This is a genomic window from Kitasatospora sp. NPDC004531 (assembly GCF_053602195.1).
The window spans coordinates 1-9,127 of the sequence record NZ_JBSGDD010000150.1 but is presented as its reverse complement, the minus strand read 5'-3'; the positions used below and the strand labels follow the sequence as shown (position 1 = coordinate 9,127).

At 73.6% G+C, this 9,127-nt stretch carries 7 protein-coding genes and 1 pseudogene; 7 read left to right on the top strand and 1 reads right to left on the bottom strand.

Going from position 1 to position 9,127, the window contains the following annotated elements; genetic code table 11:
* Nucleotides 1–74 precede the first annotated feature (74 nt).
* On the top strand, nt 75–785 hold the full coding sequence (locus ACWEMJ_RS32640; RefSeq protein WP_452140760.1) for a class I SAM-dependent methyltransferase: 711 nt from the start codon (nt 75–77) through the stop codon (nt 783–785).
* Between the two features lie 34 nt (nt 786–819).
* Here ACWEMJ_RS32640 and ACWEMJ_RS32635 read toward each other — a convergent pair whose 3' ends face one another.
* Entirely contained in the window at nt 820–1,020 is a 201-nt protein-coding gene (locus ACWEMJ_RS32635) for a hypothetical protein (protein WP_452140758.1), read from the bottom strand.
* Nucleotides 1,021–1,123: 103 nt separating this feature from the next.
* Between ACWEMJ_RS32635 and cobU the strand changes: the two are divergent.
* From cobU to sucB, 6 genes and pseudogenes are all read left to right on the top strand, one after another.
* Nucleotides 1,124–1,672: pseudogene (cobU, locus tag ACWEMJ_RS32630) on the top strand (bifunctional adenosylcobinamide kinase/adenosylcobinamide-phosphate guanylyltransferase); the annotation flags it as partial.
* A gap of 11 nt (nt 1,673–1,683) precedes the next feature.
* Nucleotides 1,684–2,802, top strand: coding sequence for a nicotinate-nucleotide--dimethylbenzimidazole phosphoribosyltransferase (locus ACWEMJ_RS32625; RefSeq protein WP_452140757.1), 1,119 nt, complete (start codon nt 1,684–1,686; stop codon nt 2,800–2,802).
* 151 nt (nt 2,803–2,953) lie between these two features.
* Nucleotides 2,954–3,748: an adenosylcobinamide-GDP ribazoletransferase gene (locus tag ACWEMJ_RS32620; RefSeq protein WP_452140759.1), complete on the top strand. Its 795-nt coding sequence runs from the start codon at nt 2,954–2,956 to the stop codon at nt 3,746–3,748.
* 212 nt (nt 3,749–3,960) lie between these two features.
* Nucleotides 3,961–5,448 carry a leucyl aminopeptidase gene (locus ACWEMJ_RS32615; RefSeq protein WP_452140756.1) on the top strand — a complete coding sequence of 496 codons (1,488 nt, stop codon included), beginning with the start codon at nt 3,961–3,963 and terminating at the stop codon, nt 5,446–5,448.
* A gap of 385 nt (nt 5,449–5,833) precedes the next feature.
* Entirely contained in the window at nt 5,834–7,222 is a 1,389-nt protein-coding gene (lpdA, locus tag ACWEMJ_RS32610; RefSeq protein WP_380481174.1) for a dihydrolipoyl dehydrogenase, read from the top strand.
* Nucleotides 7,223–7,280: 58 nt separating this feature from the next.
* The gene (gene sucB, locus ACWEMJ_RS32605) at nt 7,281–9,077 is read left to right on the top strand and encodes a 2-oxoglutarate dehydrogenase, E2 component, dihydrolipoamide succinyltransferase (protein WP_452140755.1); all 1,797 of its coding nucleotides are present in this window, start codon (nt 7,281–7,283) and stop codon (nt 9,075–9,077) included.
* The last annotated feature ends 50 nt before the right edge of the window (nt 9,078–9,127 follow it).

The window sequence follows — 9,127 nt, the reverse complement described above, 5'->3', positions numbered from 1 at the left end:
GTCCGCGCGCCCGCGGCGGCCCGTACCACAGCGGGGCCGGCGAATGGCTGGAACGGCACGGCGGACTGCACAACCTGGTCCGCCACGAACTGGTGACCCGGCAGCTCGCCGAACAGCTCACCCTCGGCACCGCGCTGCGCGTCCTCGACGTCGGCTGCGCCGAGGGCACCCAGGCGCTGCGGCTGGCCCGCGCCGGGCACTTCGTCACCGCCATCGACCCGGACCCGAACATGCTGGCCGTCCTCCAGGAGGCGCTGGCCGCCGAACCCCCCGAGGTCGGCGAACGGGTCCAGCTGCTCACCGGCGACGGCCACCAGGTCGGCCGCTGGTTCGGGCCGCGCAGCTTCGACCTGGTGCTCTGCCACGGCACCCTGATGTACCTGCCCGACCCGGACCCGATGCTCGCCTCGGTGGCCCGCATCCTGGCCCCCGGCGGGCTGCTCTCGCTGCTGGTCCGCAACGGCGACGCGCTGGCCATGCGGGCCGGGCTGACCGGCGACTGGCGGGCCTGCCAGGAAGCCTTCGACACCACCCGCTACACCAACCGGCTCGGCCTGCCCGCCCGCGCCGACCGGCTCGCCGAACTCTCCACCACCCTCGCCGGGTTCGCCGTCCCCGTCCACCACTGGTACGGGGTGCGGGTGTTCACCGACACCATGCCGGACGAGGCCGCCCCGGTGGACGGCCGCCAGCTCGGCCAGCTGCTGGACGCCGAGGAACGGGCCGGCAAGCAGGACCCGTACCGGCACGTCGCCGCGCTGCTGCACGTGATCTCGGCGAAGTGAGCGCGGCGGCGCACGCCGGCGGGGGGCCCGGGCCTCAGCCCTCGTGCAGGCTCATCGGGTAGATGTCGCGCCCGTCCTCGACCAGCACCACCCGGTCGACGCCGTCGTCCAGCAGCGTCTTCCACTCCTCGCCGATCCAGGTCTCGGCGTCGCCCTGGCTGGAGAACTCCTCGGCGCCGCCGTCCTGGGCCACCACGGCGCCGTCGTTCTTCTCGTACCGCCAGGTCCACACCATGCCGGGCTCCTCCGGGTCGCGCTGCTGAAGGGTTGCGAGAGTAGCGTGCCCAGCCCGCAGGCGGGCATGCGCCGTCCGGCAGGATGATCGCATGGCACTCCCCCGCACCCTGCTGCTCGGCGGCGCCCGCTCCGGCAAGTCCACCCGCGCCGAACAGCTGCTCGCCGACCACCCCGACGTGCTGTACGTCGCCACCTCCGGCACCCGCGACGGCGACACCGACTGGGCCCACCGCGTCGAACTGCACCGCGCCCGCCGCCCGGCCGGCTGGCGCACCGCCGAGACCTGCGCGCTGGAGGCCGTGCTCGCCGACCGCACCGACCCGGCGCCGGTGCTGATCGACTGCCTGGCGCTGTGGCTGACCGCCGTCATGGACGAGCACGACGCCTGGGACGACGAGCGGTGGCACGGGGGCGGCCGGGAGGCCGTCGAGGCGCGCTGCGCCGCACTGGCCGCCGCCTGGGGCGACACCCGGCGGACCGTCGTCGCCGTCTCCAACGAGGTGGGCATGGGAGTCGTCCCCGCCACCGCCTCCGGACGGCGCTTCCGGGACACCCTCGGACGGCTCAACATGGCCGTCGCCGACGCCTCCGAACAGGTGCTGCTGGTGGTCGCCGGACAGGTGCTGACCATCAAAGGGGCGGCCGTGTAGATTGCCGAGCGATGGACACCACCGTGGATCTCGACACTTTCTCCTCGCTCGTCGAACGGCCTGACGAGAGTGCGCGGCGCGGCGCCGAGGAGCGCTGGCAGCAGTTGGCCGTGCCGCGCGGCGGCCTGGGCCGGCTCCAGGAGCTGGCGGCCTGGCTGGCGTCCGCGCAGGGCGAGGCGCCGACCCGTCCGCTGAGCAGCAGCAAGGTCCTGCTGTTCGCCGCCGACCACGGCGTCGCCTCGCTCGGCATCTCCACCCTGAACGCCCGCGGCGGCACCGCCGACCGGGTCCGCGCCGTCCTCGACGGCACCGCGCCCGTCAGCGCGCTCGCCCGCCGCTACGGCGCGGACGTCCGCGTCGTCGACATCGCGGTGGACGCCGACCCCGCCGAGTTCCCCGAGGAGGTCGTCCGCCACCGCGTCCGGCGCGGCTCCGGCCGGATCGACGTCGAGAACGCCCTCACCGCCGACGAAGCCGCGCGGGCCTTCCGGGCCGGCATGGCCGTCGCCGACGAGGAGGCCGACGCCGGCACCGACCTGGTGCTGCTCGGCGACCTCGGCGTCGGCTCCACCACCGTCGCCGCCGTCCTGATCGGCGCCCTCTGCGGCACCGACGCCGCCGCCGTCACCGGCCGCGGCTCCGGCATCGACGACCGCGTCTGGATGGTCAAGTGCGCCACCATCCGCGACGCGCTGCGCCGGGCCCGGCCCGTGCTCGGCGACCAGCTCGCGCTGCTCGCCGCGACCGGCGGCGCGGACTTCGCGGCGATCACCGGTTTCCTGCTGCAGGCCGCCGTCCGCAAGCTGCCCGTCGTCCTGGACGGCGTGGTCTCCGCGGCCTGCGCGCTGGTCGCCCAGCGGATCGCCTTCCGGGCCCCCGAGTGGTGGCGGGCCGCCGCGCTCAGTGGCGAGCCCGCCCAGGCCAAGGCGTACGACCGGCTCACCCTGACGCCGCTCCAGGACGTCGGCGTCACCATGGGCGAGGGCGTCTCCGCCGTCCTGGCCCTGCCCCTCCTCCAGGCCGCGACGGACACCCTGGCCGAGCCGGCCGCGGTGCCCTCCGCGAAGCGGCTGCCGCCGCGGGCTCCGGCGAAGCTGCCTACGGCGGCGGAGCTGCTGGGGCGGTACTGAGCGGCTGGTACGGCAACAGCTGGTGAGCGACGAGAACGGCCTGCCGAGGGCCGAGCGCGCAGAGAGTCTCTCGGCGGGGGGCTCTACGGCGTCGTCTCCCGACCTCGCGCAGTTCCGCCCCCTCGCTTCGCTGGGGGTACCCCCAGCGCCCCTGGTTTCGCACCCCTCCGCGCCCTCGGTTTCGCATCCGTCTGCGATTGAGGCGGCCGGCGCGGGCCTGCGCTTCGCGTTCGGGACGTTGACGGTGTTTCGGGTGCGGGTGCACCGGTGGGACCGGGCTGCGGGTGGGGTGGCGATGGTGGTCGCTCCGGTGGTCGGGCTGGTGGTGGGGGTGCTGGCGGGGGCCGTCGGGGCGTTGGTCGCGTGGCGGGGCGGGGCGCTGCTGGGGGCCGTCGCGGTGGTGGGGGTCGGGGCGGTGGTGACCCGGGGGCTGCACCTGGACGGGGTGGCCGATGTCGCGGACGGGCTGGGGAGCGGGAAGCCCGCCGAGGACGCGCTGCGGATCATGAAGCAGTCGGACATCGGGCCGTTCGGAGTGCTGACCCTCGTCCTGTTGATGCTGGGTCAAGTCGCGGTGCTGGCAGGCCAGTTCGCGGTTTCGCCGTGGCGGGGCGCGCTCGCCGCGACCGTCGCGGCCGTGGCGGGCCGGCTCGCGTTGGCGTGGGGGTGTCTGCGGTCGGTGCCGGCCGCTCGGCCCGGGGGGCTGGGGGCGATGGTGGCGGCCACCGTGAGCCCGGTGGCGGCGGTGGCGGCGACGTTCGTGGTGGCGGGTGCGGCGGCCGGGCTGCGGTGGCAGTGCGGGGTGGCCGTGCTGTGCGGGGTGGCGGTCGCGGCGGGGGTGCTGCGGCGGTGCGTGCGGCGCTTCGGCGGGGTGACGGGGGACGTGCTGGGGGCGCTGGTGGAGACCTCGGTGACGGCGACGCTGGTGGCGCTCGCGCTGATCTGACCGCCCGTCCGGGTAGGAACTCACGCACCGTCACGGCGGGCAGTGGTTCGTTCACTGGTACAGGCGGGGCGGCGAGATCCCAGCATGCGGACTACCATGCGGTGAGCACCCTGGCCCCATGCCCCGTTTCGCCGCGGAGTCTGCCCGGGTTTGCCGGTCGGCAACGGAGCCGTCACCGGCTGTGGACCGCGAAAGAACAGGACGCATTTGTCGTGACTGCACTGTCTGTGAGCACCTCCTCCGCCGCGAGCCTGCGCGCGGATGCCCTGGTGATCGGTGTCGCGAAGGGCCCCAAGGGCCTGGTCGTGGCGTCCGGCGCCGAGGCGGTCGTCGAGGCGTTCGAGGGCAAGCTGGCCGAGGTCCTCACCACCCTGGGCGCCACCGGTGCCGAGGGTGAGGCGGTCAAGCTTCCCGCTCCGGCCGGGCTGAAGGCGCCGCTGGTGCTGGCCGTCGGCCTGGGCGAGGCCGTCGACGGCCCGTTCGACGCCGAGGAGCTGCGGAAGGCCGCCGGTCTGGCCGCCCGCACCCTGGCCGGGTCGAAGAAGGTCGCCCTGGCGCTGCCCGCCGAGGACGTCGAGGCGGTCGCGCTGGGCGCGCTGCTCGGCTCGTACGCGTTCGGCTCCTACAAGGCCGACGCGGGCAAGGCCCCGGTCGCCGAGCTGGTCGTGCTGACCGACCGCAAGGGCTCGAAGGACGCCAAGGCCGCCGTCGAGCGCGCCACCGCGATCGGCGAGGAGATGAACCGGGCCCGCGACCTGGTCAACACCGCGCCGAACGACCTGAACCCGAAGTCCTTCGCCGCGATCGCGCAGGCGGCCGGCAAGGAGCACGGCCTCAAGGTCGAGGTGCTGGACGAGAAGGCGCTGGCCAAGGGCGGCTTCGGCGGCATCCTCGGCGTCGGCACCGGCTCGGCCAACCCGCCGCGGCTGGTGAAGGTGGCCTACACCCACCCGAAGGCGAAGGCCTCGCTGGCGTTCGTCGGCAAGGGCATCACCTACGACTCGGGCGGCATCTCGCTGAAGCCGGCCGGCCACAACGAGACCATGAAGTGCGACATGGCCGGCGCCGCCGCCGTCTTCGCCGCCGTGGTCGCCGCCAAGCGCCTGGGCCTGCAGGTCAACGTGACGGCGTGGCTGGCGCTGGCGGAGAACATGCCGTCCGGCACCGCCACCCGCCCCGGCGACGTGCTGCGGATGTACGGCGGCAAGACCGTCGAGGTGCTGAACACCGACGCCGAGGGCCGCCTGGTGCTGGCCGACGCGATCGTCCGGGCCGGCGAGGAGCAGCCCGATGTGATCATCGACGTGGCGACCCTGACCGGCGCGATGATGATGGCGCTGGGCGCCCGCACCTTCGGCGTGATGGCCAACGACGACGCGCTGCGCACCAAGCTGCACGAGACCGCGGGCGCGGTGGGCGAGGCGTCCTGGCCGATGCCGCTGCCGGCCGACCTGCGCAAGGGCATGGTCGAGACGACCGTCGCCGACCTGGCGAACATGGGCGAGCGGATGGGCGGCGGCCTGGTGGCCGGCCTGTTCCTGCAGGAGTTCGTCGCCGAGGGCATCGACTGGGCGCACCTCGACATCGCGGGCCCGGCGTTCAACGAGGGCAGCCCGTCCGGCTACACCCCGAAGGGCGGCACCGCCAGCGCGGTGCGCACCCTGGTCCGCTTCGCGGAGGACATCGCCGCGGGCGAGTGACCCGTCGACGTGTGGGGCCCGGCACCTGTGGGTGTCGGGCCCCACACGCATTACCAGCCGGTAGCGAGGGGTGTCGATCCGGCCGGCTGTTCGCCTCCGGCGAAAATTGATTCCGCAGGGCGGAACTGCTATCGCGAAGCCCCCCGAACGGAGTACCTCCGAATGCCGATTTCCCGGCCGTGAGCTGGGACGATACCTCCGGGACCGGGTCACCCCACCGCTCTGCGGGCCGCACCGGGGCCCGGCCGGGGCACCCTCCGACGCCACCCGCCGCCAACAAGTGCAAAGATGTATTTCCGGCACGACTGGGCGCCCTTACAAGGGCACTCACCCACCGGACCGCGACCGGCCCGGCGATCCGCACCTTTTGCATGGAGGACGTGACGTGGCGAACGACGCCAGCACCGTTTTCGACGTAGTCATTCTCGGAGGCGGAAGCGGCGGCTACGCCGCGGCCCTCCGTGGCGCTCAGCTGGGCCTGAGCGTCGCGCTGATCGAGAAGGGTGAGCTGGGCGGCACCTGCCTGCACCGCGGCTGCATCCCGACCAAGGCGCTGCTGCACGCCGCCGAGGTCGCCGACGAGACCCGCGAAGCCGCCGACTTCGGCGTCCTGGCCACCTTCCAGGGCATCGACATCAAGGGCGTCCACAAGTACAAGGACGACGTCGTCGCCGGCCTGTACAAGGGCCTGCAGGGCCTGGTCGCCTCCCGCAAGGTCACCTTCATCCAGGGCGAGGGCCGGCTGTCCTCGCAGACCTCGGTGGACGTCAACGGGCAGCGCATCGAGGGCCGCCACATCGTCCTCGCCACCGGCTCCGTGCCGCGTTCGATCCCGGGCCTGGACATCGACGGCGACCGGATCATCTCCTCCGACCACGCGCTGAAGCTGGACTACATCCCGAAGTCCGCGATCATCCTCGGCGGCGGCGTCATCGGCTGCGAGTTCGCCTCGGTCTGGAAGTCCTTCGGCGTCGACGTCACCATCGTCGAGGGCCTGCCCCACCTGGTGCCGCTGGAGGACGAGAACTCCTCCAAGCTGCTGGAGCGCGCGTTCCGCAAGCGCGGCATCAAGTTCGAGCTGAAGTCCCGCTTCTCCGGCGTGGAGTACACCGAGAACGGTGTCCGGGTCTCCACCGAGAACGGCAAGTCCATCGAGGCCGACGTGCTGCTCGTCGCCATCGGCCGCGGCCCGGTCTCGGCCGGCCTGGGCTACGAGGAGCAGGGCGTCGCGATGGACCGCGGCTACGTCCTGGTCGACGAGTACCTGCGCACCAACGTGCCGACCATCTCCGCCGTCGGCGACCTCGTCCCGACCCTGCAGCTGGCCCACGTCGGCTTCGCCGAGGGCATCCTGGTCGCCGAGCGGATCGCCGGCCTCAAGGTCGTCCCGATCGACTACGACGGCATCCCGCGGGTGACGTACTCCAACCCGGAGGTCGCCTCCGTCGGCCTGACCGAGGCCAAGGCCGTCGAGCAGTACGGCAAGGAGAAGGTCGTCACCCTCAAGTACAACCTTGCGGGCAACGGCAAGAGCAAGATCCTCAAGACCGCCGGCGAGATCAAGCTGGTCCAGGTCAAGGACGGCGCCGTCGTGGGTGTCCACATGGTCGGCGCCCGCATGGGCGAGCAGGTCGGCGAGGCCCAGCTGATCTACAACTGGGAGGCCCTGCCCGCCGAGGTCGCGCAGCTGATCCACGCGCACCCGAGCCAGTCCGAGGCCCTCGGCGAGGCCCACCTCGCGCTGGCCGGCAAGCCGCTGCACGCGCACGACTGATCGCGCCCCCGTCCCCCTTCATTCCTGAACGCAAGACTTGATAGGAGTCGCTGGAACCATGGCGGTCTCAGTAACACTGCCCGCGCTGGGCGAGAGCGTGACCGAAGGCACCGTCACCCGCTGGCTGAAGGCCGAGGGTGAGCGCGTGGAGATGGACGAGCCCCTGCTCGAGGTCTCCACCGACAAGGTCGACACCGAGATCCCGGCGCCGGCCTCCGGCATCCTGGCCTCGATCAAGGTCGGCGAGGACGAGACCGTCGAGGTGGGCGCCGAGCTGGCGGTCATCGACGACGGCTCCGGCGCCCCGGCTGCCGCCCCGGCCCCCGCCGCCGAGGCCGCTCCGGCCCCGGTCGCCGAGGCTCCGGCCGCTCCGGCCGCCGTTGAGGCCCCGGCCGCTCCGGCTGCCCCGGCCGCTCCGGTGGCGGAGGCCCCCGCGGCTGCCGCGCCGGCCGCCGACGCCACCCCGGTGGTGCTGCCCGCGCTGGGCGAGTCGGTCACCGAGGGCACCGTCACCCGCTGGCTGAAGGCCGAGGGCGACACCGTCGAGGTCGACGAGCCGCTGCTGGAGGTCTCCACCGACAAGGTCGACACCGAGATCCCCTCCCCCGTGGCGGGCACCCTGGTGAAGATCCTGGTCGGCGAGGACGAGACCGCCGAGGTCGGCGCCCAGCTGGCGCTGATCGGCGCCGCGGGCGCGGTCGCCGCCGCCCCGGCCCCGGCTGCCGCTCCGGCCGCCCCGACCGCTCCGGCTGCTCCGGCTCCGGTTGCCGCCGCTCCGGCTCCGGCCGCCCCGGCTGCTCCGGCCCCGGCCCCCGCGCCGGTCGCGCCCGCCGCCCCGGTCGCCGCTCCGGCTCCGGCCGCGCCGGCCGCCCCCGCCGCCCCGGCTCCGGTCGCTGCCGCTCCGGCCGCCGCCGCTCCGGCCGCGGACGCCGGTGACGCCTACGTCACCCCGCTGGTGCGCAAGCTCGCCGCCGAGCACGGTGTCGCGCTGTCCTCCGTCGCCGGTACCGGTGTCGGCGGCCGCATCCGCAAGCAGGACGTGATCGCCGCCGCCGAGGCCGCGAAGGCCGCGCCGGCTCCGGCCGCCGCCCCCGCTGCCGCCGCCCCGGCGAAGGCCGCCGCCGCGCCGTCCGCGCTGCGTGGCCAGACCGTCAAGATGACCCGTATGCGCAAGGTCATCGGCGACAACATGATGAAGGCCCTGCACGAGCAGGCGCAGCTGACCAGCGTGGTCGAGGTGGACGTCACCCGGATCATGTCGCTGCGCGCGAAGGCGAAGGACTCCTTCCTGGCCCGCGAGGGCGTGAAGCTGTCCCCGATGCCGTTCTTCGTGAAGGCCGCCGCCCAGGCGCTGAAGGCCCACGCGGTCGTCAACGCCCGGATCAACGAGGCCGAGGGCACCATCACCTACTTCGACACCGAGAACATCGGTATCGCGGTGGACTCCGAGAAGGGTCTGATGACCCCGGTCATCAAGGGTGCGGGCGACCTGAACATCGCCGGCATCTCGAAGAAGACCGCGGAGCTGGCGTCGAAGGTCCGCGACAGCAAGATCACCCCGGACGAGCTGTCCGGCGCGACCTTCACCATCTCCAACACCGGTTCGCGCGGTGCGCTGTTCGACACCGTCATCGTTCCGCCGAACCAGGCCGCCATCCTGGGCATCGGCGCGACCGTGAAGCGCCCCGTGGTGATCGAGGCCGACGGCGGCACCGCGATCGGCATCCGCGACATGACCTACCTGTCGCTCTCCTACGACCACCGCCTGGTGGACGGCGCGGACGCCGCCCGCTACCTGGTCGCGGTCAAGGAGATCCTGGAGGCCGGCGAGTTCGAGGTCGAGCTCGGCCTGTAAGGCATCCCGGTTTGGTCCGCAGGCCCCGCACCGTCCCCGGACGGTGCGGG

Excerpts from the sequence above, each read along its gene's own strand:
- sucB (WP_452140755.1), top strand. The coding sequence starts at position 7,281 with ATGGCGGTCTCAGTAACACTGCCCGCGCTGGGCGAGAGCGTGACCGAA.
- ACWEMJ_RS32625 (WP_452140757.1), top strand. The coding sequence starts at position 1,684 with ATGGACACCACCGTGGATCTCGACACTTTCTCCTCGCTCGTCGAACGG.
- ACWEMJ_RS32635 (WP_452140758.1), bottom strand. The coding sequence starts at position 1,020 with ATGGTGTGGACCTGGCGGTACGAGAAGAACGACGGCGCCGTGGTGGCC.